The 23971-nt window shown below is 61.2% G+C and carries 19 protein-coding genes and 2 tRNA genes; 8 read left to right on the top strand and 13 right to left on the bottom strand.

Annotated features, from left to right (window positions below):
- Positions 1-16: 16 nt before the first annotated feature.
- On the bottom strand, positions 17-1216 hold the full coding sequence (locus tag BM026_RS25110; RefSeq protein ID WP_093513892.1) for a CaiB/BaiF CoA transferase family protein: 1200 nt from the start codon (positions 1214-1216) through the stop codon (positions 17-19).
- A gap of 136 nt (positions 1217-1352) precedes the next feature.
- Between BM026_RS25110 and BM026_RS25105 the strand changes: the two genes are divergently transcribed.
- Positions 1353-1895: a YaeQ family protein gene (locus tag BM026_RS25105; protein ID WP_032858231.1), complete on the top strand. Its 543-nt coding sequence runs from the start codon at positions 1353-1355 to the stop codon at positions 1893-1895.
- Positions 1896-1955: 60 nt separating this feature from the next.
- Complete coding sequence (recJ, locus tag BM026_RS25100) at positions 1956-3665, top strand: single-stranded-DNA-specific exonuclease RecJ (protein ID WP_071489291.1); 1710 nt, start codon at positions 1956-1958, stop codon at positions 3663-3665.
- A 76-nt stretch (positions 3666-3741) separates the two neighbouring features.
- Here recJ and BM026_RS25095 read toward each other — a convergent pair whose 3' ends face one another.
- From BM026_RS25095 to BM026_RS25080, 4 genes are all read right to left on the bottom strand, one after another.
- On the bottom strand, positions 3742-5022 hold the full coding sequence (locus BM026_RS25095; protein WP_093513893.1) for a virulence factor family protein: 1281 nt from the start codon (positions 5020-5022) through the stop codon (positions 3742-3744).
- Positions 5022-7664 carry a bifunctional lysylphosphatidylglycerol flippase/synthetase MprF gene (gene mprF / locus BM026_RS25090; protein ID WP_071489293.1) on the bottom strand — a complete coding sequence of 881 codons (2643 nt, stop codon included), beginning with the start codon at positions 7662-7664 and terminating at the stop codon, positions 5022-5024. The genes BM026_RS25095 and mprF overlap by 1 nt, the downstream gene beginning before the upstream one ends.
- 279 nt (positions 7665-7943) lie before the next feature.
- Positions 7944-8020 (bottom strand) — tRNA-Met (locus BM026_RS25085).
- A gap of 205 nt (positions 8021-8225) precedes the next feature.
- Positions 8226-8302, bottom strand: a tRNA-Met gene (locus BM026_RS25080).
- 279 nt (positions 8303-8581) lie between these two features.
- Between BM026_RS25080 and dinB the strand changes: the two genes are divergently transcribed.
- Positions 8582-9640, top strand: coding sequence for a DNA polymerase IV (gene dinB / locus BM026_RS25075; protein WP_093530465.1), 1059 nt, complete (start codon positions 8582-8584; stop codon positions 9638-9640).
- Positions 9641-9770: 130 nt separating this feature from the next.
- On the opposite strand, the gene BM026_RS25070 is transcribed toward dinB, so the two are convergent.
- The 4 genes from BM026_RS25070 to BM026_RS25055 all read right to left on the bottom strand — a co-directional run bounded on the left by BM026_RS25070 (position 9771) and on the right by BM026_RS25055 (position 14571).
- The gene (locus tag BM026_RS25070) at positions 9771-10724 is read right to left on the bottom strand and encodes a hypothetical protein (protein ID WP_093530463.1); all 954 of its coding nucleotides are present in this window, start codon (positions 10722-10724) and stop codon (positions 9771-9773) included.
- A gap of 20 nt (positions 10725-10744) precedes the next feature.
- Positions 10745-12460, bottom strand: coding sequence for a proline--tRNA ligase (locus tag BM026_RS25065; RefSeq protein WP_093530461.1), 1716 nt, complete (start codon positions 12458-12460; stop codon positions 10745-10747).
- A 181-nt stretch (positions 12461-12641) separates the two neighbouring features.
- On the bottom strand, positions 12642-14174 hold the full coding sequence (locus BM026_RS25060; protein ID WP_092246767.1) for an AmpG family muropeptide MFS transporter: 1533 nt from the start codon (positions 14172-14174) through the stop codon (positions 12642-12644).
- A 43-nt stretch (positions 14175-14217) separates the two neighbouring features.
- Entirely contained in the window at positions 14218-14571 is a 354-nt protein-coding gene (locus tag BM026_RS25055; RefSeq protein ID WP_058423311.1) for an MGMT family protein, read from the bottom strand.
- 154 nt (positions 14572-14725) lie between these two features.
- Between BM026_RS25055 and BM026_RS25050 the strand changes: the two genes are divergently transcribed.
- The 5 genes from BM026_RS25050 (at position 14726) to groL (ending at position 19355) form a co-directional block, all read left to right on the top strand.
- Positions 14726-15733, top strand: coding sequence for a DUF481 domain-containing protein (locus BM026_RS25050; protein ID WP_071489298.1), 1008 nt, complete (start codon positions 14726-14728; stop codon positions 15731-15733).
- A gap of 106 nt (positions 15734-15839) precedes the next feature.
- Positions 15840-16571: a HugZ family pyridoxamine 5'-phosphate oxidase gene (locus tag BM026_RS25045; protein ID WP_093530459.1), complete on the top strand. Its 732-nt coding sequence runs from the start codon at positions 15840-15842 to the stop codon at positions 16569-16571.
- A 66-nt stretch (positions 16572-16637) separates the two neighbouring features.
- Positions 16638-17114: an FxsA family protein gene (locus BM026_RS25040; protein WP_016975517.1), complete on the top strand. Its 477-nt coding sequence runs from the start codon at positions 16638-16640 to the stop codon at positions 17112-17114.
- A 247-nt stretch (positions 17115-17361) separates the two neighbouring features.
- Positions 17362-17655, top strand: a complete 294-nt coding sequence (locus BM026_RS25035) for a co-chaperone GroES (protein ID WP_003193940.1) — start codon at positions 17362-17364, stop codon at positions 17653-17655.
- A 50-nt stretch (positions 17656-17705) separates the two neighbouring features.
- Positions 17706-19355, top strand: coding sequence for a chaperonin GroEL (gene groL / locus BM026_RS25030; protein WP_092246773.1), 1650 nt, complete (start codon positions 17706-17708; stop codon positions 19353-19355).
- A gap of 75 nt (positions 19356-19430) precedes the next feature.
- On the opposite strand, the gene BM026_RS25025 is transcribed toward groL, so the two are convergent.
- The 4 genes from BM026_RS25025 to BM026_RS25010 all read right to left on the bottom strand — a co-directional run bounded on the left by BM026_RS25025 (position 19431) and on the right by BM026_RS25010 (position 23912).
- Complete coding sequence (locus BM026_RS25025; protein ID WP_092246776.1) at positions 19431-19778, bottom strand: hypothetical protein; 348 nt, start codon at positions 19776-19778, stop codon at positions 19431-19433.
- 120 nt (positions 19779-19898) lie between these two features.
- The gene (locus tag BM026_RS25020; protein ID WP_092246779.1) at positions 19899-21197 is read right to left on the bottom strand and encodes an ATP-binding protein; all 1299 of its coding nucleotides are present in this window, start codon (positions 21195-21197) and stop codon (positions 19899-19901) included.
- Positions 21187-21885 carry a response regulator gene (locus tag BM026_RS25015; RefSeq protein WP_092246783.1) on the bottom strand — a complete coding sequence of 233 codons (699 nt, stop codon included), beginning with the start codon at positions 21883-21885 and terminating at the stop codon, positions 21187-21189. The genes BM026_RS25020 and BM026_RS25015 overlap by 11 nt, the downstream gene beginning before the upstream one ends.
- 77 nt (positions 21886-21962) lie before the next feature.
- Positions 21963-23912, bottom strand: a complete 1950-nt coding sequence (locus BM026_RS25010) for an LTA synthase family protein (RefSeq protein ID WP_093513896.1) — start codon at positions 23910-23912, stop codon at positions 21963-21965.
- Positions 23913-23971: the final 59 nt, after the last annotated feature.

The raw sequence follows: 23971 nt of genomic DNA, 5'->3' as shown, positions 1-23971 counted from the left end.
CTGGCGGAATGGGACATCAGATCGCGCCTTCCTCGCGCAAGCGCACAATGGCGGCCGCGTCGTAGCCCAGGCCAGCGAGCACTACGCTGTTATGTTCACCCAGTTGCGGCCCCACCCATTCGCAACTGCCCGGCGTGTCCGACAGCTTGGGCACGATGCCCGGCATCTTGAATTCCTTGCCGCCGGGAAGCCGGGCCTTGAGGAACATCTCCCTGGCGAGGAATTGCGGGTCGCCCAACATGTCCTCGGCGCTGTAGATCCGGCTGGCAGGCACCTCGGCTTTGTTCAACAGGTCGACCACCTGGTCCAGCGGCAGCGAATTCACCCAACGATCTATCACCCCATACAGCTCGTCACGGCGGCTATCACGCCCGTCGTTGCTGGCCAGCACCGGATCGTTGGCCAAGTCCTCACGGCCAATGGCCGACATGAAACGCTTGAAGATCGCATCACCGTTGGCGCCGATCTGTACATGCTTGCCGTCGGCGCTGGTGTGGATGGAGGAGGGCGTAATGCCGGGCATGATGTTGCCGGTGCGTTCGCGAATAAAGCCGAACACGTCGAACTCGGGGATCATGCTTTCCATCATGGCGAAGATGGCTTCGTACAGTGCCACATCCACCACTTGGCCCAGGCCACCGTTGACCTCGCGGTGACGCAGCGCCATCAGCGCGCCGATCACTGCCCACAATGCGGCAATCGAATCGCCAATGGAAATGCCGGTGCGCACCGGCGGGCGGTCTTCGAAACCGGTGATGTAGCGCAGGCCGCCCATGGACTCGCCGACTGCACCAAACCCGGGTTGGTCTTTCATCGGTCCGGTCTGGCCGAAGCCGGAGAGACGCACCATCACCAGCTTGGGATTCAGCGCATGCAGGGTCTCCCAACTCAGGCCGAGCTTTTCCAGCACGCCGGGGCGGAAGTTTTCGATCAGGATGTCGGCGTCCGCCAACAGTTGTTTGAGAATGGCCAGGCCGTCCGGGTGCTTGAGGTTCAGCGTCAGCGACTGCTTGTTGCGCGCCTGCACGAACCACCACAGCGACGTGCCCTCGTACAGCTTGCGCCATTTGCGCAGCGGGTCGCCGCCGTCCGGCGATTCGACCTTGATCACCTCGGCGCCGAACTCCGCGCAGATTCGTGAGGCGAACGGGCCGGCGATCAGGGTGCCGAGTTCGATGACTTTCAGGCCGGCAAGTGGTTTGGCATTGAACGACATGAGGATCCTTGTCTGCGCAGGGCGGTGGTGTGATGCCTTTTAACATAGACGAGCAGCCCAGGGCAGCGCAGGATTCGTTGATTGGCCTCGTCATCGGTTAGACTGGCCGCCTTTCCCTGTCTCTAGAAGCCCGTTCATGGCCCAGCCGTCCACGACCTACAAATTCGAACTCAACCTCACCGACCTCGACCGCTCGGTGTATGAGAGCGTCAAACAGACCATCGCCCGCCACCCGTCGGAAACCGAAGAGCGCATGACCGTGCGTCTGCTGGCCTACGCACTCTGGTACAACGAGCAGTTGTCGTTCGGGCGTGGCCTGTCAGATGTCGACGAACCAGCCCTGTGGGAAAAAAGCCTGGATGATCGGGTGTTGCACTGGATCGAAGTCGGCCAGCCCGATGCCGACCGCCTCACCTGGTGCTCGCGCCGTACCGAACGCACCAGCCTGCTGGCCTATGGCAGCCTGCGTGTGTGGGAAGGCAAGGTGGTGCCGGTGGCAAACAACCTGAAAAACGTACACATCGCCGCTGTGCCGCAGGAAGTCCTGGAGACTCTGGCCAAAGACATGCCCCGCGTGATCAAGTGGGATGTAATGATCAGCGAAGGCACGATCTTCGTCACCGACGACCGCGGCCAGCACGAAGTGCAGTTGCAGTGGTTGGTCGGCGAACGCGGTTGATTGAGTCGCCGCCGGTCACCTGTTTTATTTCCGTATCAGAAGAGAAGTTTTCGTCACCCCATGCGTATCGATCCCCGCCCGTTGCCTGCCGTCCTGCCGTTTCTCGGTGAATTGCCACCGCTGTTGACCCGCCTCTATGCTGCGCGCGGCGTGCAATCCGAGGCCGAGCTGGATAAAAGCCTGGCGCGGTTGATTCCCTATCAGCAGCTCAAGGGCATCGACGCGGCGGTGGACCTGTTGGTGACGGCGTTGGAGCAACGCCAGCGCATCCTCATTGTCGGTGACTTCGACGCCGACGGCGCCACCGCCAGCACCGTGGGCACCTTGGGCCTGCGCCTGCTCGGTGCGGCCCATGTCGATTACCTGGTGCCCAACCGTTTCGAATACGGCTATGGCCTGACCCCGGAAATCGTCGCGGTGGCCCTGCAGCGCGAGCCGCAGTTGCTGATTACCGTGGACAACGGCATCTCCAGCGTCGAAGGCGTGGCGGCGGCGAAGGCGGCGGGTTTGCAGGTGCTGGTGACCGACCACCACTTGCCCGGCGACGAGTTGCCGGCGGCGGACGCTATCGTCAACCCGAACCAGCCCGGCTGTGAGTTCCCCAGCAAGGCGCTGGCCGGCGTGGGGGTGATCTTCTACGTGTTGATGGCGTTGCGTGCGCGCCTGCGCAGCTTGGGTTGGTACGAGAACAAGCCACAACCGAATATCGGCGAACTGCTCGACCTGGTCGCCCTGGGCAGCGTCGCCGACGTGGTGCCCCTGGACGCCAACAACCGCATCCTGGTGCATCAGGGGCTGGAACGTATCCGCGCCGGTCGTGCACGGCCGGGGATCAAGGCGATCCTGGAAGTGGCCAAGCGCGATGCCGCGCGTATCACCTCCACCGACCTGGGGTTCATCCTCGGGCCGCGTTTGAACGCAGCCGGACGCTTGGACGACATGAGCCTGGGCATCGAGTGCCTGCTCACCACCGACGTGGCCGCGGCCCGTGAAATGGCCGCGCAACTGGACGGCATGAACCAGGACCGCAAATCCATCGAGCAAGGCATGCAGCGCGAAGCCCTGGCCCAGCTCAAGGACTTGCCGGTGGAGTCGATGCCCTACGGTTTATGCCTGTTCGACCCGGAATGGCACCAAGGTGTGATCGGGATTCTGGCGTCGCGCATGAAAGAGCGCTATTTCCGCCCAACCATTGCCTTCGCCGACGCTGGCGACGGTTTGCTCAAGGGCTCTGGGCGCTCTGTGCAGGGTTTTCATATCCGTGATGCCCTGGCGGTGGTCGCCAGCCAGCATCCGAACCTGATCAGCAAGTACGGCGGTCACGCCATGGCGGCAGGGCTGACATTGCCCGAGGAAAACTTCCCGCTGTTCGCCGAAGCCTTCGATGCCGAAGTGCGTCGGCAACTGCGCGAAGAAGACCTGACCGGGCGCCTGCTGTCTGATGGCACCCTGGCAGTGGAAGAGTTTCACCTGGAGCTGGCCCGTGCGCTACGGCACGCCGGGCCGTGGGGGCAGCACTTCCCTGAGCCGTTGTTCCATGGCGTGTTTCAGTTGGTGGAGCAGCGCGTAGTGGGGGAGCGGCACCTGAAGGTCGTGCTCAAGAGCGAGTGCGGGTCGGTGAAGCTGGATGGCATTGCATTTGGCGTGGACCGTGAGGTCTGGCCGAACCCGACGGTGCGTTGGGTGGAATTGGCCTACAAGCTGGATGTGAACGAGTTTCGCGGGAATGAAACCGTGCAGTTGATGATCGCGCACATCGAGCCGCGTTAGATCTCACCAACACCACAAAACCAATGTGGGAGGGGGCAAGCCCGCTCCCACATTTAGATTTGTGTAAGGCTCGGGCTTATTCGGTTTTGGTTTGGTGTTTGACGATGATATCCACCAACCGCTTGGCCAGCGCCGGGTAGTTCTCATCGAAGTGATGCCCGCCTGGCAACTTGATGGCTTCACCTACAGCCGTCTTGTCCGTGCAGCCACTCTCGTCGACTTCTTCGGCGCCGTAGATGCACACCACTTTGTCAGCCGGCAGTTTGGCCATTTCCGGGCCTGTCGCCGCTTCTTTGCCCGCGTTGCCCAGCCAGCCTTCGACTTCAATCTCGAAGCTGCCAGTGCGTGCGAATGCCAGCAGGATGATTGCGTCCACACGCTGCTGCTCGTTCTCCGGCAGGCGGTTGTAGATGGCCGGCAGTACATCGGCACCGAACGAATAGCCGGTCAGTACGAAGCGCTTGGTGCCCCACTTCTGACGGTAGTGCTGCATCAGCTCGGTGAGGTCCTTGGCGCTTTGTTCCGGGGTCTTGTGCTGCCAGTAGTAGCGTAGGGTGTCGATGCCCACCACCGGATAACCGATCTTGGCCATTTCACCGGCCACGTCACGGTCGAGGTCGCGCCAGCCGCCGTCGCCGGAGAGGAACAGGGTGACAGTGTCCTTGGCCTGGCCGGCCGGTACTTCAACCACCGGTATTGCCAGGCCGCCATTGTCCGAGCCCACCAGTTGCTTGCGCAGCTCGTTGTTCAGCACTTGCGGGTAGTGGATGTCGTAGTCGCTGATGCTGGTGGTGGCGCGCGGTGTGTCGCGTACGAAACTGGCGCTTTCATCGTCAGGGTTGTCGTTCCAGGCCACCAGCCAGTTGCCGTGGGCGGCTGTCTTCGGCAGTGGGTCCTTGCAGCCTTCCTGCACCAGGGCGAAGCCGACGGAGATGGCGTTGGCGTTGTCGTCGTTCTGGGTGGCCAGCCAGCGCCAGGCGAGGGCAGCGCCAGGGCCGATGCCGCTGACCAGTGTCGCCGGGCCCTTGAGCTGGGCCAGGGCGCCTTGCAGCGCTTGTTCCTGCAGCTTGCAGTCATCCTTGGGCAGGACCACCTGGACAATCTGCGCCTTGCCGCCTTGGCTCAGGGCAATCAACTGGCTGTCGGTCAGGGTTTCATCGGCCATTACGGCCACGGCCACGCGGGCTTTCGGCGTGCCGTTGGGGGTCACCCGGGTCATGACCGAACCGTCGGCCTGGGGCAGTTGCTCCAGCACCGGCTGAGGGGCAGGGCGGTTCCAGTACCAATAGCCGCCACCCAGGACCAGGGCGAGCAGCACTACAAAGGCCAATACATACCGCCAGGAGCGTCGAATCATCAGCGTTTCACCAATCCAGTCAAGCCGCCCGCGATCAGGGCGGCGGTATCGGCCAGTGCCACCAGCGGATCAAGTCCTGCGGGCACGGCCATGTAACGGGGTTCCCAGTCAGGCTGGAACTTGTCTTTGAAGCGGCGCAAACCTTGGAAGTTATACAGTTGCTCGCCACGGCGGAACACCATCGAGCCCAGGCGTTGGGTCAACGGGGCGCCACGTCGTGGTTGCAGGCCCGACAACGGCACCATGCCGAGGCTGAAGCGGGCATAGCCGTGACTCTTATAATGTTGAATCAGGCCGACCATCATGAATTCCATGGTCAGCTTGGGCGCGTCTGGGTGGGCGCGCATCAGGTCGAGACTGGCCAGGTCATGGTTGTAGGTCTCGAGCAGGTTGGCGAAGGCTACCGGGCGCCCTTCGAAGCGAATGATCGCGATGCGAAAGTGCTTGAGGTAGTCGTCGCTGAAGCGTCCCAGGGAAAAGCCTTTTTCCCGTACGTTCTTGCCGGTCAGCCAGGCATCGGAGATCACCTTGAGTTCGTCCATCGGCGCTGTGCCCGGTTCGCAGATCTCCAGGGACAGGCCGTCCCGCGAGCCACGGTTCCAGGTGTAACGCAGGTCCTTCATCTCTTTGCCCTTGGCTTCCAGGTCAAAGCGTTTCAGGTCGACACGGGCTTCTTCGCCCAGTTTGATCGCGGTGAGGCCGATGTCCATGTAGTACGGCAGGTTCTCCGCACGCACCTGGTAGAACACCGGGCGGGCGTGGTGGATGTCGCACAGGTCTCGGAACTGCCAGATCATCTCGGCCCGTGGCTGGGTGGGGCCAATCGGGTCGTACAAGGCTACCAGGCTGCGGCCGCGACGGGCGTACATGAGGAAAGCTTCATCATTGGGGTGGAACAGCAGCGCCTTGTCGCCAGTGAGCGCCAGGCCGCCGTCAGGCTGGGAAGAGGCCATCAGGATCTTGCTGGCACGCTCCAGTTCATCGGGTGTCGGCAGATGGATCACCGGGCGCGCAGTACGCAGCAGCCAGGTCAGGGACACGATCACCAGCAACACGGCGGCGCCCAGCAGCGAGCGCAGGCCACGTGGGGCGTTGGCGTCCAGGGTGAACTGCCACCACAGCTGATGGCTGTACGGGACATCCTGGTAAGCAAACAGCAGCAGCCAGATCGACGCCCCGAGTACGCAGACACTGGCCACCAGGTACAGCGGCGAGAAGGGCAGCTCGGTGAGGCGGCTGGCGCGATAGAACGAGCGTCGGAAGATCGCCAGCAGGATCGCGGTCATGGTCATCAGGCTGGCTTCTTCCCAGTCGAAGCCTTTGAGCAGCGAGAGCAGGGCGCCCACCAGCAGCAGCACCATGGTCAGCATCCAGGCGGCCGACAGGCGTCGACGCAGGCCCTGGGCCAACAGCAGGCACAACACGCCGATCAGGCTGGCGCCAAAGTGCGAGGCGTCAATCAGGCGGTGAGGAATCAGGAAGCCGATGTTTTCCAGGCGTGAGTCGATTTCGGGCGTGGCGCCAGAGAACAGCAGGACCACGCCGGACAAAAAAACCAGGACGGCCAGTACCGGCGCTGCCAGCCCCGAGGCGACCCGCAGGCTTTGCTGGGTCTGGAACAGGCGCTGGGCTTCGTTGACCAGCAGGAACACGCAGGCGATCAGCAGAGGCAGCACCACGTAGATCATGCGGTACAGCAGCAGGGCGGCGGCCAGTGGCGCGGCGCCCAGTTTGTCGGCGAACGCCGCCAGCAGGATCGCTTCGAATACACCCACACCACCCGGTACATGGCTGAGTACACCGGCGGCCAGCGCCAGCAGGTACACGAGCAGGAAGGGGCCGAAGGGTGGCGCTTCAGGCAGCAGCATATAAAGGACGGTAGCGGCAGCGGCAACGTCCAGTGCGGTAATGATCAGTTGCAGGAAGGTCAGGCGACGGCCCGGCAGGCGCAAGGTGCGGCGGCCGGCTTTTACCAACAGGTTGTCCGGGTAGGGTTGCTCCGGCAGGCGACGGCGATAAATGCCGATGCACAACACCGCCGACAACAGCAGCACCGCGCCAGCAATACCGCCCAGCACCGCTTGTGGCAAATGCAGGTAGGTTGATGCGGCGGGCAGGTTGCTCAGTGTTGCCAATGCTGCCAGTGGCGGCAGGGCAGTGCCCAGCGCCAGGCTGGCGAACACGGTCATATGGGCGACTTCGGATGCACCGATGCCATGGCGTGCATATAAACGGTAGCGCACCGATCCGCCGGAAAGCATCGACAGACCAATGGCATTGCCAATCGCGAAGGCGGTGAAACCACCGAGGGCCAGGGTCTTGGCGGGCAGGTTCACGCCGGCATAGCGGGCGCCGGAGAACTCATAGCCTAATAGAATGACAAAACCGGCAACGGCTGCGGCAAACGCACCGAGCAGGGCTGGCTTGGGCACTTCCAGGATCGAGTCGTGGAGCGCGTAGAGGTCCAGCTCCAGCAGCAGGTGGCGGCAGGCGATCAGGGCGATGGCAAACAGCAATAAGGTGACGGCCAGCCCGATAGGCTGCCGATACTTGCTCACCAGATCCAGCCAACGCAAGCGGGTGGGTGTGATCGGTTGTTCTGCTGTGACAGTGTCTTGTGTTTCAGACGAGTTGGCGCGCATCAATCACCTCGTGGATTGTGCGCGACAGGATGGAGGTATCCAGCCAAGTTACCAATCCCTATGGACAAAATAATTACAAATATTAACGCGTATCGCCGGGGGCGGCGACTGCGGCCATTGGTCGTAGAGGGCAGCGCTTGAGCATTGAGCATAGCTTGCAATGAGATGGACTCTACAAACCGCGCGCGGTTTCATGAAAGATGCCATGCCATTGTTTCAGAAGAACTTTTTCACCGGATACAAAAAAGGCCACTCTTTCGAGTAGCCTTTCTTGATGTTTGGTTGCGGGAGCCGGATTTGAACCGACGACCTTCGGGTTATGAGCCCGACGAGCTACCAGACTGCTCCATCCCGCGTCTGTGGGCGGCATTCTACAGTCCAACGCCGAGGTGTCAACCGTTATCGGGCCGATGGGTCAAATAAGTGTGAATTGGCCTCTGAATGCTGGCCATGCACCGTAAGTGCGCGATGGCAAAGATTTTTTTGTCTTACAATTTTCGTACATAACAAAACAGGCACGCACAAAAAAGGCCACTCTTTCGAGTAGCCTTTCTTGATGTTTGGTTGCGGGAGCCGGATTTGAACCGACGACCTTCGGGTTATGAGCCCGACGAGCTACCAGACTGCTCCATCCCGCGTCTGTGTGTCGGCATTCTACAGAGGAACGCCGGTGTGTCAACCTGTGAATTAAAGAAAAGCGCTTGTGGTTCAATCGCTTAGCTCTCTATAAAAGCCCCTTGATACCCCTCGGGCCCAGTCTGGCCGAGGCTTTCAGCTCTATCGGAAGGGGAAATCCGATTGAGAAAATAAATTCATCCTGGAATTTTCCTACCGCTTAGGCGGAAGATTCAAACTACTGGTGCTATATACAGGTGTGAGTGCGATACTGGCCACCCGTAGGTAAACACCCCGTTTATATGACGCAGCGCAAAATCATCCACGTCGACTGTGATTGCTTCTACGCCGCCATCGAGATGCGCGATGACCCGAGCCTGGCGCAAAAACCGCTGGCGGTGGGCGGCTCGGCGGACCGGCGCGGGGTGATCGCCACCTGCAACTACGAGGCACGCGCCTATGGCGTGCGCTCGGCCATGTCCTCGCGGCATGCCTTGAAGCTGTGCCCGGACCTGACCATCGTCAAGCCGCGCATGGATGCCTATAAGGAAGCCTCGAAGGAAATCCAGACGATCTTTCGCGACTACACCGACCTGATCGAACCGCTGTCGCTGGATGAGGCTTACCTGGACGTGTCCGACAGCCCGCACTTTGGCGGAAGTGCCACGCGCATCGCCCAGGACATTCGTCGCCGTGTCTCCAACCAACTGCACATCACCGTGTCCGCAGGCGTGGCGCCGAACAAGTTCCTGGCCAAGATCGCCAGCGACTGGAAGAAGCCCAACGGCCTGTTTGTGATTACCCCGGACCAGGTCGAAGACTTTGTCTCGCAGTTGCGGGTCAGCAAGTTGCACGGTGTGGGCAAGGTCACGGCCGATAAACTGGCACGCCTGGGCGTTGAAGACTGCCTGCAACTGCGCGAGTGGAACAAACTGGCGCTGGTGCGCGAATTCGGCAGTTTTGGCGAGCGGCTGTGGAGCCTGGCGCGTGGGATCGATGATCGTGTGGTGCAGAACGACAGTCGTCGGCAATCGATCAGTGTGGAAAATACCTACGATGTCGACCTGCCGGATCTCTCAAGCTGCCTGGCCAAACTCCCCGAACTGATGGAAACCCTGGCCGGGCGCATGGCGCGCATCGACAGCAGTTACCGGGCCGGCAAGCCGTTCGTGAAGGTGAAGTTTCATGACTTTACCCAGACCACATTGGAGCAGGCGGGGGCAGGGCGGGACCTGGAGAGTTATCAACAGTTGCTGACGCAGGCGTTCAACCGGGGAGGGAAACCGGTGCGGTTGCTGGGGATTGGGGTGCGCTTGCTGGATCTGAGTAACGGCAACGAGCAGCTCGAATTCTCCTGGTAAAAATGGGGAGCAAATTGTGGGAGGGGGGCTTGCCCCCGATAGCAGTGGATCAGCCAGCCTATCTATAGCTGACCCGCTGCAATCGGGGGCAAGCCCCCTCCCACATTTGACCGCCAACAATTTGAGGGGCTCAGCGTGCTCCAGGATCTGCGACTAGCCGCCCCGCATCCTTGGTCAGCGCCTGCAGAAACTCTTGCTGCAACTCGGGATCATTGCGGGTCAGTTCGATCAGGCTCTGTTCCAGTTCGCTGGCTTCTTCTTCCAGGCCCAGTTCCGACAAGCGCTTGACCCGGTGCACCCACTGGCTGACTTCGTCGTCTTCCAGGTCGTCGTAGATCAGGCCGTGGGCTTCCAGCAACTTGCCGCGCAGGGTGTTGCTGATCGCCAGGGTCGAGTCCGAATGCACATCGTCCTGGCCGTCTTCCACACTGATCCTCAAGGTCGTGATGCGGTTCAGGTCCTGCTCGGCAAATGGGCTGTCCAACAGGTTCAGGCGCAGGACGCCGTTGCGGTCGGTGGTCAGCTCATGGGTCTGCTTGCCGGCGGTGACCTGCACCGGGCGTTCGCTCCAGGGCAGGCTCGAATACTCCACGCGCTTGTCGCGCTGGACTTCATCGATACCCGCCAGGTTCTGTTGCGCACGGCCGTGGGATTGCACGTTCATGAACGGGTTGAGGCCGTCCACGCCATAGATCAGCCAGTCATGGGTCATGCTGGTCGGCAGGTGGCCGAGGGCGAAGATATTCGCCACGTTGGCGCCCGCGCCCGCCACCAGGGCGACTGCACCCAAGGGCATCTCGTAGAGCTTGCGCCAGGGCTGGTAAGGGGTATAGCGGTCGTAACGACGGGTGACTTCGTACTCGGTGACCTCGAAGGTCTTCTGCTCGTGAATGCGAACCCGGCGTTGCGGCAGCTCCAGCACTTTGGGCTCGCCGACATCGATCTGCAGGCTGTGGTCGAGCAACTTACGCTCGACCCGCTCTTCGTGCTCACTGCGTTGCGACATCTGGTTGGCGCAGCCGCTGACCAGCAGGGCGCCGCACAAGGCGGCGCCCCCCAGGGCTCTGGTGTTTCGCTTGAACATGACTTCTCTTGATCTGGTTTTCAGCGACGAATACGCGCCTGGAGGAAAGACAGCACTTCAGCCACCGGCAACGGTTGGGCTTCGGCTTCGGTCCGGCTCTTGTATTCCAGATTGCCATCGGCCAGGCCGCGGTCACTGACCACGATCCGGTGCGGGATGCCAATCAGTTCCATGTCGGCGAACTTGATGCCCGGGCTGGTTTTCTTGTCCCGGTCATCCAGCAGCACTTCAAAACCAGCAGCCGTCAATTCGGCATACAGCTTGTCGGTGGCTTCGCGCACTTGCTCGGTTTCATAACGCAGCGGCACCAGGGCGACCTGGAACGGCGCCAGGGCGTCACTCCAGATGATGCCTTTGTCATCGTTGTTCTGCTCGATGGCAGCGGCAACCACGCGGGATACGCCAATGCCGTAGCAGCCCATCTCCAGGGTGATCGGCTTGCCGTTCTCGCCCAGCACTTCGCACTTCATTGCCTTGCTGTACTTGTTGCCCAGTTGGAAGATGTGCCCGACTTCGATGCCGCGCTTGATTTCCAGGGTGCCCTTGCCGTCCGGGCTAGGGTCGCCGGCCACGACGTTACGCAGGTCGGCCACGGTCGGCACCGGCAGGTCACGTTCCCAGTTCACGCCGAAGTAGTGCTTGTCGTCGATGTTTGCGCCGATCCCGAAGTCGCTCATCAGCTCGACCGAACGGTCGATGATGATCGGCAGCGGCAGGTTCAGCGGGCCGAGCGAACCGGCACCGGCGCCAATGGCGTCGCGCAGTTCGGCGTCGGTGGCCATGACCAGCGGGCTGGCCACGCCAGGTTGGTTGGCGGCCTTGATTTCGTTGAGCTCGTGGTCGCCACGGATCACCAGGGCGATCAGCTTGCCTTCTTCCTCGGCGCGCACGATCAGGGTCTTGATGGTCTTTTCAATCGGCAGATTGAATTTCTCCACCAGGGCCGCGATGGTCTTGGTATCCGGCGTGTCCACCAGGCGCAGTTCTTCGGTCGGCGCCGGGCGGGACGTTTCCCGTGGCACGGCTTCGGCTTTCTCGATGTTCGCCGCGTAGTCGGAACCGTTGCTGAACACGATGTCGTCTTCGCCGGATTCGGCCAGCACGTGGAATTCGTGGGAGCCGGCGCCGCCGATGGAGCCATTGTCGGCTTCAACCGGGCGGAACTTCAGGCCCAGGCGCGTGAACACGTTGCAGTAGGCCTGGTGCATGCGGTCGTAGGTGACCTGCAAGGACGCCTGGTCAGCGTGGAACGAATAGGCGTCCTTCATGATGAATTCGCGACCGCGCATCAAGCCGAAGCGTGGGCGGATTTCGTCACGGAACTTGGTCTGGATCTGATACAGGTTCAGCGGCAGCTGCTTGTAGCTGCTCAGCTCGTTGCGCATCAGGTCGGTGATCACTTCTTCGTGGGTCGGGCCGGCACAGAAATCGCGGCCATGGCGATCCTTGAAGCGCAGCAACTCCGGGCCGTACTCTTCCCAGCGCCCGGATTCCTGCCACAGTTCAGCCGGTTGGGTGCTCGGCATCAACACTTCCAGAGAGCCGGCGGCGTTCATTTCTTCACGAACGATGGCTTCGACCTTGCGCATCACCTTCAAGCCCATGGGCAGCCAGGTGTACAGGCCGGAGGCCAGTTTGCGGATCATGCCGGCGCGCAGCATCAGCTGATGGCTGATCACGACCGCGTCTGAAGGCGTTTCTTTCTGTGTGGCGAGCAAATATTGACTGGTACGCATGGTAGGCCGTTGTCGGTTGCTTGGACTTGAAATGACTTGGGATTGTACGGGCGCCGGCTGCTGGAGTACAGGCATCAGAATGCAGAGGGGTATGTGGGAGGGGGCTTGCCCCCGATAGCGGTGGATCAGTAACACATAAGCGCCTGACAACCTGCTATCGGGGCAAGCCCCTCCCACATTGTCAGTCTTCGGCCGGCGGACTCAACCGCGCCCGCCGATTTTCCTGGAACCAGTGCAACGCGATCAGGAACAGCGTCGGCACGCCCAGCAGGCAGGTGATCATGAAGAAATTGTGATACCCGAACTTCTCCACCATTACCCCCGAATACCCGCCGATCAGGCGTGGCAGCAACAGCATGATCGAGCTGAGCAGGGCATATTGGGTGGCGGAGAACTTGAGGTTGGTCAGGCTCGACAGGTACGCCACAAACGCCGAGGTCGCCAGCCCTGAGCTGAAGTTATCCAGGGAAATGGTGAAGATCAGCATCTGCAGGTCCGGGCCCATGTCGGCGAGCATCACGAACAGCAGGTTGGTGCCGGCCGACGCCACACCGCCGATGAACAGGATCGGCAGGATACCGAAGCGCACAATCAGCAGGCCGCCCATGCCTGCACCCAGCAGGGTCATGATCAGGCCGAAGATCTTGCTGACCCCGGCGATCTGGTCCTTGGTGAAGCCCTGGTCGATGTAGAACACGTTGGCCATCACGCCCATCACGGTGTCGGACATGCGATAGGTGGCGATCAGTCCCAACAACAGCAACGCCTGCCAGCGGTAACGCAGGATGAAGTCATTGACCGGTGTCAGCACCGGCGCCAGACCCCGTCGACCCATGGCCGACAGGCACAGCGACGTGAGGGTTATATAGAGGATGGCGCGCAGGAAGGCGCGGTCTTCCATCAGCAGATCCCACAGGCTCACGCCGTGGAATATCACGCTGCCGAAGTCCGTGTTGAACAACTGGGTAAACATTGCCGGTACCGATACCAGCAGCACGATCAGCACGAACACCGATGCCAGTTGGTGTACGAAGCTGTAGCGCCCGGCCTGCAACTGGGTGCGCAGTGGCACATCAGGTTCGCGCATGAACAGCGTGGTCAGCAGCGCCGGAATCATCAGCACGCCGAACAGTACGTAGGTGCCGGTCCAGGCCGAGTGCTTGTAGTTGAAACCGGTGGAACCGAACCCTTCGGCAAAGAACAGTGCGCCTGCGGTGGCCAGCAGCGCGGCGATGCGATAACCGGACATGTAGCTGGCGGCCAGCGCAGCCTGGCGGCTGTCGTCGGCGATTTCCAGACGGTAGGCGTCGACCGCGATGTCCTGGGTGGCGGAGGCGAAAGCCACGATGACGGCGATAGCGATCAGCCAGGACAAGTGTTTCTGCGGGTCGCAGAAGCCCATGCCGATCAATCCGAGGATCACCAGCGACTGGGCCAGCACCAGCCATGAACGGCGGCGTCCGAGTTTACCGAGCAGCGGCAGGCGCCATTGGTCGAGCAGTGGCGACCAGACCCATTTAAAGGCATACGCCAAACCGATCAGGCTCGCATAGCCGATGGTCTCGCGTGCCACACCGGCCTCGCGCAACCACACTGAAAGCGTCGAGAACACCAACATGTAAGGCAGGCCGGCGGCAAAGCCGAGCAACAACAGGACTAACGTCGAAGGGCTGGCATAGGCAGCGAGCGCGGCGCGCCAGGTTTTACGGGGCATGGGCTGGAGTCTGCCTCAGATTTGCGGAAACAAAGCGCGCACTCTAACCGCTGTGCTCTACCGGGCGCCAGCCATGGCGCTGAATATCCACGCGATTGTTGCGGACCGTGACGCCTTCATCGCGCAAACGCGCCCGTTGTTCGTCACCCGAGGCACTGCCCACCGGCAGGCTTATCCGACCACCGGCACCCAGTACGCGGTGCCAGGGCAGCCTGGTGTCTTCTGGCAGTTGGCTCAACGTACGGCCCACCCAGCGTGCGGCACGGCCAAGGCCCGCCAGGTGAGCTAGCTCGCCGTAACTCACCACGCAGCCTTCGGGCACTTGCGCCAGGGTCAGGTACAGCGCGGTACGACGCATCTCGGCGGGGCTTTGCGGCGACTCGGCAGGTTGATTCATTGAGCGGCTATCCGTTTAAATCGTCGGCATATTTGTAAGAAACGTCGGTAAACATCGCGATGAGCATTGAACTCGACCTCGATACTTGAGTCAGTCCTAGCTATCTAACACGATAATGCCTCCTTTTCGCCAACCTTGAGCCCCATACCCGCTTATGTTGTCCAGAACCCTGCTGTGCCTTGCTGTTTTCAGCGCCTCCACGCCCTTGCTGGCCGACACCGTCTGGTTGAAGAACGGTGACCGCCTGACTGGCAAGATCAAAGTCTTCGATGGTGGCAAATTGCTGATCCAGACTGACTACGCCGGTGCCATCCCCGTGGACTGGAAGCAGGTGAAAACCCTGGAGAGCGACCAGGAGTTGCTGGTCAAGCAGGACGCCTACACCGGCGAGAAGGCCAAATCCCTGAAAGCAGCGGAGGATGGCAAGGTGGTGCTGGCCAACGGTGAAGCGCCCAAGACGGTGGACTTGGCAAGCATCCAGCAGATCATCAAGCCCAAGCCTGTGATCGAAGACCTGGTGTGGAAGGGCAATGTGGACATGGCGCTGGACTACAAACGCGCCGACAAAGACACCAACGACTACGACATCGATTTCAAGACCACCGCACGCCATGGTCAATGGCGCCATACCGGACAGGGCGAGTACAACCGCGAATTCCAGGACGATGTCACCACCACCGACAACTGGGCCCTGGAATACGATCTCGACCGCTTCCTGACCGAACACTGGTTCTGGCAGGGGCGCTTGACCTACAAGCGTGACAAGGTTGAAGACCTCTCGCGCCAGCGCACCGTCGGTACCGGCCCTGGCTACCAGTTCTGGGACGATGAGCTGGGTGCGTTCTCCCTGGGCTCGCTGGTCAACCGCACCGACTATGAATACGCCGACGGCGGCAAGGACAACTTCTATTCCCTGGCCATGAAGTGGAACTACAACCGCTACCTGGTGGGCAAGACCGTTGAATTCTTTACCAATGGTGAAGTGGGCAAGCCTATCGACGGTCCTGCTGAGTACTCGCTGGATGCGGAAATGGGCCTGCGCTACAAAGTCACCGAGTGGGCCTCTCTCAACCTCAAGGCCGAGCGCGACGTGATCAGCGGCGACTCCGACAGCAGCCTGAGCAAGACCCGCTACACCGCGGGCTTCGGCGTGGCCTGGTAACACGGCCGAACAAAACCTGCTTGGCAACCTTTGCCGATAATGATTACCTTGCGTTGAGATCCATTCCCATATGCCATGGGCGGCTGAATACCCGAGGAGTCATACGTTGAGCGCACAGGTTGCCAAGAACGCCCGAGAGCTGTTGCTCAAGGAATACCGTGGGGCTCTCTCCACTTTGTCCAAAACCATGCCCGGCTTCCCGTTCGGCTCGGTCGTACCGTACTGCCTCGACGAGCAGGGTCGCCCGTTGATCCTGATAAGCCGTATCGCCCAGCACACCCACAACCTGCAGAAAGACCCCAAATGCTCTTTGCTGGTGGGGGAACGCGAGGCCGATGATGTGCAGGCCGTCGGGCGCCTGACCTACCTGGCCGAAGCGGAAAAACTGGAGGAGGGCGACGCCATCGAGGCGGCGGCCGAGCGTTATTACCGTTACTTCCCGGATTCGGCCAACTACCACAAGGCCCACGACTTCGACTTCTGGGTACTCAAGCCCGTACGCCACCGGTACATCGGTGGCTTTGGCGCAATTCACTGGGTCGACCAGTTGACCCTGGCCAACCCATTCGCCGGCAAGGCCGAGCGCAGCATGATCGAGCACATGAACAGCGATCACGCCAAGGCCATTGCCCATTACGTCGATCTCAGCGGTTTGCCCACCTCCGAGCCCGCCCAATTGGCCGGCATCGACAGCGAAGGCATGCACTTGCGTATCGGCCAATCCTTATATTGGTTGCCGTTTGCGGAGCCTTGCAACACGCCGACACAAGTACGCGAAGCCCTGGTTTCATTGGCCCACGCCGAGGCCTGGCCGAAAAAAGCCAGCGCCGACGCTTGAATTCACGAAACGGCGACGTCATCTAAGGTGGACTGGCAAGGCATTCTTGCGTTGAGGAACCATTTGATGCGCCCTTTTTTATTGCTCTTTCTGCTGTTCCCGGTGTTGGAGCTGTTCGTATTCGTTCAAGTCAGCAGCGCGATCGGGTTTTTCCCGGCCCTGTTGCTGATCATTCTCGGCTCGATGCTCGGCGTCCTGGTGCTGCGCGTCGCCGGCCTGGCCACGGCGCTGCGTGCCCGTGAAAGCCTGAACCGTGGCGAGCTGCCCGCCCAGACCATGCTTGAAGGCCTGATGATGGCCCTGGCGGGTGGCCTGTTGATCCTGCCGGGCTTCATCAGCGATGTGGTCGGCCTGGTGATGCTGCTGCCGTTCACCCGCAAGCTGCTGGCCGGCAAGATGCGCCAGCGTGCCGAAGAGGCGGCGATTCGCCAGCGAGCTTTCGCCGACGACCTGCAACCCCGTGGCGGCCCCGCTCCGCGCCAGCCGCTGGGGCGTGAAGGGGATGTGATCGAAGGCGAGTTCGAACACCGCGACAGCAAATAACCGCTTCATTGGCACGGCACCTTCGGGTGCCGTGCTGCGTTTAACCGCAGGCAGACACAAAAATTTTCATCCCCGGCCCCTTGTAATAAGCATATGCGCCCTTATGTAACGGTCACCGCAAGGTTTCTGGTGGTGACACTGGACAGACTTCCGCGTTTCGCCCCGCGAACCGCGACCGGCACCGCCGGAATTTAACCCGCCGGAATTGATACCGGCCGATGAAAAACACAATTAGGAGAGATCGACAATGAAGCTTCGTCCTCTGCACGACCGCGTCGTAATCCGTCGCAGCGAAGAAGAAAAGAAAACCGCTGGCGGTATCGTTCTGCCAGGTTCGGCTGCTGAAAAAGCCAACCACGGTGTGATCGTCGCTGCGGGCCCAGGCAAGACCCTGGAGAACGGTGATGTACGCGCGCTGGCCGTGAAAGTGGGTGACAAGGTTGTTTTCGGCCCTTACTCCGGCAGCAACACAGTGAAAGTCGACGGCGAAGACCTGCTGGTTATGGCTGAGAACGAGATTCTCGCTGTTCTGGAAGACTGATTTCCCCGCTCATTTTCCCGTTACTCCAAAGTATTTAAGGAATATCGATCATGGCTGCTAAAGAAGTTAAATTCGGCGATTCCGCCCGCAAGAAAATGCTCACCGGTGTCAACGTCCTGGCTGACGCAGTAAAAGCGACCCTGGGCCCGAAAGGCCGTAACGTGATCATCGAGAAGAGCTTCGGCGCTCCGACCATCACCAAGGACGGCGTTTCCGTCGCCAAAGAAATCGAACTGGAAGACCGTTTCGAAAACATGGGCGCGCAGCTGGTCAAAGACGTTGCCTCCCGTGCCAACGATGACGCAGGCGACGGTACCACCACCGCGACCGTCCTGGCCCAGGCCATCGTCAACGAAGGCTACAAGGCCGTCGCTGCCGGCATGAACCCGATGGACCTCAAGCGCGGCATCGACAAGGCGACCATCGCCATCGTTGCCGAGCTGAAAAACCTGTCCAAGCCATGTGCCGACACCAAGGCTATCGCTCAGGTAGGCACCATCTCCGCCAACTCCGACAGCTCCATCGGTGACATCATTGCCCAAGCCATGGAAAAAGTCGGCAAGGAAGGCGTGATCACCGTGGAAGAAGGCTCGGGCCTGGAAAACGAACTGTCGGTTGTCGAAGGCATGCAGTTCGACCGTGGCTACCTGTCCCCATACTTCGTCAACAAGCCGGAAACCATGGTTGCCGAGCTGGACAGCCCGCTGATCCTGCTGGTCGACAAGAAGATCTCCAACATCCGCGAACTGCTGCCAGTGCTGGAAGCCGTGGCCAAAGCCGGCCGCCCACTGCTGATCGTTTCCGAAGACGTTGAAGGCGAAGCCCTGGCGACGCTGGTTGTGAACAACATGCGTGGCATCGTTAAAGTCGCAGCCGTCAAGGCGCCAGGCTTTGGCGACCGTCGCAAGGCCATGCTGCAGGACATCGCCGTACTGACCGGCGCTACCGTTATCTCCGAAGAGATCGGCCTGAGCCTGGAAAGCGCCACCCTGGAAAACCTGGGTAGCGCCAAGCGCGTGACCATCTCCAAGGAAAACACCATCATCGTTGACGGTGCTGGTGTAGATCAGGACATCCAGTCGCGTATCACTCAGATCCGTGCCCAGGTTGCCGAAACTTCCTCGGACTACGACCGTGAAAAACTGCAAGAGCGTCTGGCCAAGCTGTCCGGCGGCGTTGCAGTGATCAAGGTTGGCGCCGGTTCCGAAGTTGAAATGAAAGAGAAGAAGGCCCGCGTTGAAGACGCCCTGCACGCAACCCGCGCAGCCGTTGAAGAAGGCGTGGTACCTGGCGGTGGCGTTGCGCTGATCCGTGCTCTGGAAGCCCTGACCAACCTGACCGGCGACAACGCTGATCAGAACGTGGGTATCGCTGTGCTGCGTCGCGCTGTTGAAGCGCCGCTGCGTCAGATCGCTGCCAACTCCGGCGACGAGCCAAGCGTTGTGGTCAACGAAGTCAAGAACGGCAAAGGTAACTACGGTTACAACGCTGCGACTGGCGTCTACGGCGACATGATTGAAATGGGCATCCTGGACCCTACCAAGGTGACTCGTTCCGCACTGCAAGCAGCATCCTCCATCGGCGGCCTGATTCTGACCACCGAAGCGGCTATCGCTGACGCTCCGAAGAAAGCCGAAGTAGGCGGTGGCGGCGGCATGCCAGACATGGGCGGCATGGGTGGCATGGGCGGCATGATGTAAGCCAGCCTTACCCGGCTCATAAAAAACCCCGCCTGCAGTGATGCAGGCGGGGTTTTTTTATGTCCGGTTGACCGCTCAACCCATGCCGCCGCGTCGCAACAGCTTCTTGAATGTCATCCCCCTGGCAAGCGCCGAGGGCACACGTGCAGCGGACCACGGTGCAGACGTGTGGCCGAGCGGGCCTTGGGCAGACAGAGTCGCGGCTTTAGTGCGTGGCCTGGGTATGGGCCGCCGCCAGCGGCTGGACATGGTCACCTCGCCCAGCAGTTTAAGGGTGTGGGCGTCGTAGCCGGGTGACTTGATCGAACCAGTGAAGTCAGGCGCTGCGCGGCTCACGGCAGCCGCCTGACTGGCCAGCAGCGCGCTGGCGACGATACACAGCGATAGCATCAACGTGGATAAATGCTGTTTTTGGGGACGCATGAACGGGCTCTCCAACCGGGTCCAGAGGACGGGGACCCAGGGCGCAGGGGCAACCCTGGATCAGGTGGCGAGATTACGGAGAATGCCAACGGTTCACTGTCACAGGCTGTAACACGCAGGCTATTGAGGGCGCAGCGGCAGGATCAGGGTCAGGCGTGCCCCGCCCAACGGGCTGCGCGCCACGGACAACTCACCGCGATGCCATTGGCTGGCGCGCCTGGCCAGTGCCAGCCCGAGGCCGAAGCCGCCGGGGTCATCGCCGCCCATGGCCAGTCGTACAAACGGCTCGAATATCTTTTCGCGGTTTTCGGCGAGTATGCCGGGGCCGTCGTCGTCCACATGCAGCACCAGGTGCTGGTCATCCTGGTGGGCAGCACTGACGCTCACTTGGTCACGGGCGTAGGTGATTGCATTGCTCAACAAGTTGCGCACGATCAAATGCAACAAGGCGCGGTCGCCGATCAATTGCAGGTCCGCCGGCTCGGTGTCCAGGCTCAGGCGCCGCTGGTGCCCGTCGAGCAAGGCAAACTCCTGATGCAGCCAGTCACGGATAGGGATGGGCTCATGCTGCAGGTCGGCGGGGGCGCCCGCCATCCGGGCAAAGGCCAGGCTGGCGCGCACCAGGGCTTCAAGCTCTTCCACATCGGTTTGCAGGCGTTCCTGCAAGCGTATGCGCGTGGACGGGTCATCGCTTTTGCCCAGCAGGGTCAAGGCAAAACGCATGCGTGCCAGCGGCGTGCGCAACTCATGGGAGACGGCCTGGGAAACCTCTCGGTGACGTTCGCTCATGGCGTTGATGTCTTGGGCATGTTGCTGCAAGGTCTGCAGCACGGGCGCCCATTCCTTGCCCATGGCTGGCAGCATCGCATTGGGGGTACGGGCCAGGGTAGCCAGGCAGCTATCGAGCGCTTGCAAGTCGGCACTACGCTGGCGGCGTGCGCGCAGACCGAACCACATCCACAGCACCAGCGGCAGGCCGGCCACGCACGCGGTGATCCCATACACCGGGAATTGCAGCAGGTCCTTGACCTCGGCGGTGCCCCACATCGGGCCGAATTGGATCAGCGTTTTGTCGTCGAGCGGGAAATAGGTGATGTCTTCATCGCTGCTCTGCGCCGGTTGCTGGTGCTGAAGCATGATCAGCGCTTCGGGCGGCAGTTCGACCTCATCCAGGGTGACGAGCCGGATCGGGTACTGGAAGCGCGCGCGCAGTACCTCCATACGCGCTTCACGCTGGTCAGCCGGCAAGGCCTTGAGCTGCTCCGCCACCAGATAGCCCGGTCCGGCCATCAAGCGCAAAAAGCTGTATTCGCCGACAAACACCGAGGCGTTGGCGCACAGCCACAGCAAATACAGGGTCAACGCGCCCCAGCCGGTGCCCGCGAGAATCGCCATCCAGGGTCGCACTCTAGAGAACATGCCGGGCCTCTTGCGGTGTCTCGACAAACAGGTAGCCCTGGGCGGTGATGGTCTGGATCGTCACCGGGCAGCCCAGGCCCATCAGCTTTTTGCGCAGGCGCGATACGCGCATATCCACCGAGCGATTGAGCCCGTCGTACTCCAGGCCGCGCAGGCTTTGCAGGAGTTTTTCCCGGGTCAGCAACACCCCGCAGTGGCGGGCGAAGATCGCAAGCAATTCGAACTCGGCCACCGAGAACTGCAAGGGCACCTCATCGAGCCAGGCGAAATGGCAGTCGAGGTCCAATCGAAACGTGCCCCATTGGTAATACGTACGGGGCGCCTGGGGATGGCGACGCAGCAGCGAGCGGATACGGGCCAGCAACAACAGCGGGTCGACCGGTTTGACCACGTAATCGTCCGCACCGACGTTGAACCCCGTCAGTTGCTCGGCGTTTTCGTCCAGCGCCGTCATCATCAGGATCAGGCCGGGGTACTGCTCGCGGATCTGTCGGCACAGGGTAAAACCGTCGATGCCGGGTAGCATCACATCCAGAATCAACAACGCCGGTTTTTCGTCGAGAATACGCTGGGCGGCACGGTCGCCACGGTGCTCCACCGCCACGCTGAAACCTTCGGCGCGCAGGAACTCCGCCGTCAGGGCGGCCAGTGGGCGGTCATCTTCGATCAGCAGCAGGGTGTCGGACATGAAAAGGCGTCGTCGCCGGAGAATGGGCGCAAGTGTTACGCCCTTGCCCCGCAGGAGGCAAGGGCCACGCGTGGCGATCAGCGGGCGCTGATGGCGGGTTCTGCGACCTTCGGCGCTTTCCAGCCCAGCAACTGTTGTTTGAAGCCATAGCTGGCGGCCTGGTAGTAGGTGATGGCGCGCAGGATCAGCGGGTCATCACTGCCCACCCGCAGCTCCTGGCTTTCACCCAGGGCCTGATCGTGGCGACGCAGGCCCTGGCGCGGGCTGAGGATCGCCAGGTCTTTACCGTCAAACAGCCCCAGGTGCTGGTAGTTGCCGACCACCACACGGGGTGGCAGTGGGTTGTCTTGCAGCAGGTTGCGACCGAAGAAGGTCGATTCGTAGCTCAGGTTGAGCAGGCCGAGCAAGGTGGGCGCCAGGTCGATCTGGCTGGCCAGTTGCGCGGTTTCCCGGGCGTCGACCAGCTTGGGGGCGTAGATGAACAGCGGTATCTGGTAGTTGCTGATGGGCAAGTCTTCCTTGCCCGCGCTGCCGGCAGTGTGGTCGGCGACAAACACGAAGATCGTGTTATCGAACCACGGCTTCTGGCGTGCCGCCTCCAGGAACTCACCGATGGCGTGGTCGGTGTACTTCACCGCACCGTCGCGGCCGTTACCGGATTTGATATCGATGCGCCCATCCGGGTACGTGTAGGGGCGATGGTTGGAGGTGGTCATCAGTTGCAGCAGGAACGGCTGCTGCTTGGCGTAGTCGGCATCGGCCAGTTTCAGGGTTTGTTTGTAGAGGTCTTCGTCGGCCATGCCCCAGGCGTTTTTAAATGAGATCTCCGATTCTGGCACGCTGCTCTGGTCGACGACCCGATAGCCGTTGCCGCTGAAGAACGCATTCATATTGTCGAAGTAGCCACGTCCGCCGTAGACGAACACGCTGTCGTAGCCGATGGCGGTGAGTTGCTGGCCCAGGCTGGCAAAGCCGCTTTCGCGGCCGATGCGCTTGACGATCGAGCGGCCTGGTGTCGGTGGGATGGCCAGCGTGATAGCTTCCAGGCCTCGATCCGTGCGGGTGCCGGTGGCATAGAAGTTATTGAAATACAGGCTTTGTTTGCGCAGCGCATCCAGATTGGGCGTCAGGTTGCGCTCGTCACCGTTGCTGCCCATGTATTTGGCGCTGAAGCTTTCGATGGTCACCAGCACGATATTGGGTGTGCGCGGCGTGCCGGGGTTATCGATGGCGCGGCGGATATCCAAGGGGTCCTTGTCGATGAAGCGAGCATTGGGCTCACTCAGTTCGGCGCGCAACTGTTTGGCGACAACGTCCGCGGGCAGGCTTTTATAGAACTGGGTGTAGTCCAGTTCGTTGTTACGGAACGCGGCGAAAAACTGATACGGGCCATTGCTCGCCAGTTCGTTCTTGTAGGCGTTGCCACCTTGGGCGCGTGGGCTGTCCTGGCTGATCAGTTGCAGGCTGAGGCCAGCAACCACCAACAGGCCCAGGGCATTGACCAGGCGACCCCGCATTGCCGGCAGCGGTGCATTCATCGCGGCGATGAACGGTCTGCGCAGAGCCAGGCTCAACACAACGGCGAGCATCGCCAGCAGGCTGAGCAGCTTGCCGATCGGGTAGGACTCCAGCAGGTTGTTCAACACCTCATCGGAGTACACCAGGTAATCGACGGCGATAAAGTTGAAGCGCACGCCGAATTCATCCCAGAACAACCATTCGGCGACCGAGGTGAACAGCATGGCGAACAGGCTGACGGTCAGTACCGCCTGCAGGAACCAGCGGTGACCGCGACGGCGCCAGAGGGCAGGTGGGCACAGCAGCAGATACAACCCCAGTGGCAGGGCGGCATAGGCCAGAAAGCCCAGGTCGTACAGCAGGCCCACGCCAAACACCGGCAGCAGGTTGCCACCGACTTCGTCCAGGTGAGTGATGAGCAGCACGCTGCGCGTGAGCAGGAAAACCAACAGCCAGGCACCGGTGACCAGCAGCAAATAGCGCATAGGCGCTGTTTTGAGAAACCCCATGTCCAACTTCCTTATATCGATGGGCGCGATCTTCGCTCTGACACTGTAGTCAGTTTGTG

Source organism: Pseudomonas sp. NFPP24 (genome assembly GCF_900112095.1).
GTDB lineage: Bacteria > Pseudomonadota > Gammaproteobacteria > Pseudomonadales > Pseudomonadaceae > Aquipseudomonas > Aquipseudomonas extremorientalis.
The sequence above is the reverse complement of the archived record's forward strand: the minus strand, read 5'-3'. Positions and strand labels throughout refer to the sequence as shown.

What these genes read in the sequence shown, in the direction of transcription:
- BM026_RS25110 (WP_093513892.1), bottom strand. Translation starts at nt 1,216, where the DNA reads ATGTCGTTCAATGCCAAACCACTTGCCGGCCTGAAAGTCATCGAACTC.
- BM026_RS25105 (WP_032858231.1), top strand. Translation starts at nt 1,353, where the DNA reads ATGGCCCAGCCGTCCACGACCTACAAATTCGAACTCAACCTCACCGAC.
- recJ (WP_071489291.1), top strand. Translation starts at nt 1,956, where the DNA reads ATGCGTATCGATCCCCGCCCGTTGCCTGCCGTCCTGCCGTTTCTCGGT.
- BM026_RS25095 (WP_093513893.1), bottom strand. Translation starts at nt 5,022, where the DNA reads ATGATTCGACGCTCCTGGCGGTATGTATTGGCCTTTGTAGTGCTGCTC.
- mprF (WP_071489293.1), bottom strand. Translation starts at nt 7,664, where the DNA reads ATGCGCGCCAACTCGTCTGAAACACAAGACACTGTCACAGCAGAACAA.
- dinB (WP_093530465.1), top strand. Translation starts at nt 8,582, where the DNA reads ATGACGCAGCGCAAAATCATCCACGTCGACTGTGATTGCTTCTACGCC.
- BM026_RS25070 (WP_093530463.1), bottom strand. Translation starts at nt 10,724, where the DNA reads ATGTTCAAGCGAAACACCAGAGCCCTGGGGGGCGCCGCCTTGTGCGGC.
- BM026_RS25065 (WP_093530461.1), bottom strand. Translation starts at nt 12,460, where the DNA reads ATGCGTACCAGTCAATATTTGCTCGCCACACAGAAAGAAACGCCTTCA.
- BM026_RS25060 (WP_092246767.1), bottom strand. Translation starts at nt 14,174, where the DNA reads ATGCCCCGTAAAACCTGGCGCGCCGCGCTCGCTGCCTATGCCAGCCCT.
- BM026_RS25055 (WP_058423311.1), bottom strand. Translation starts at nt 14,571, where the DNA reads ATGAATCAACCTGCCGAGTCGCCGCAAAGCCCCGCCGAGATGCGTCGT.
- BM026_RS25050 (WP_071489298.1), top strand. Translation starts at nt 14,726, where the DNA reads ATGTTGTCCAGAACCCTGCTGTGCCTTGCTGTTTTCAGCGCCTCCACG.
- BM026_RS25040 (WP_016975517.1), top strand. Translation starts at nt 16,638, where the DNA reads ATGCGCCCTTTTTTATTGCTCTTTCTGCTGTTCCCGGTGTTGGAGCTG.
- BM026_RS25035 (WP_003193940.1), top strand. Translation starts at nt 17,362, where the DNA reads ATGAAGCTTCGTCCTCTGCACGACCGCGTCGTAATCCGTCGCAGCGAA.
- groL (WP_092246773.1), top strand. Translation starts at nt 17,706, where the DNA reads ATGGCTGCTAAAGAAGTTAAATTCGGCGATTCCGCCCGCAAGAAAATG.
- BM026_RS25025 (WP_092246776.1), bottom strand. Translation starts at nt 19,778, where the DNA reads ATGCGTCCCCAAAAACAGCATTTATCCACGTTGATGCTATCGCTGTGT.
- BM026_RS25020 (WP_092246779.1), bottom strand. Translation starts at nt 21,197, where the DNA reads ATGTTCTCTAGAGTGCGACCCTGGATGGCGATTCTCGCGGGCACCGGC.
- BM026_RS25015 (WP_092246783.1), bottom strand. Translation starts at nt 21,885, where the DNA reads ATGTCCGACACCCTGCTGCTGATCGAAGATGACCGCCCACTGGCCGCC.
- BM026_RS25010 (WP_093513896.1), bottom strand. Translation starts at nt 23,912, where the DNA reads ATGGGGTTTCTCAAAACAGCGCCTATGCGCTATTTGCTGCTGGTCACC.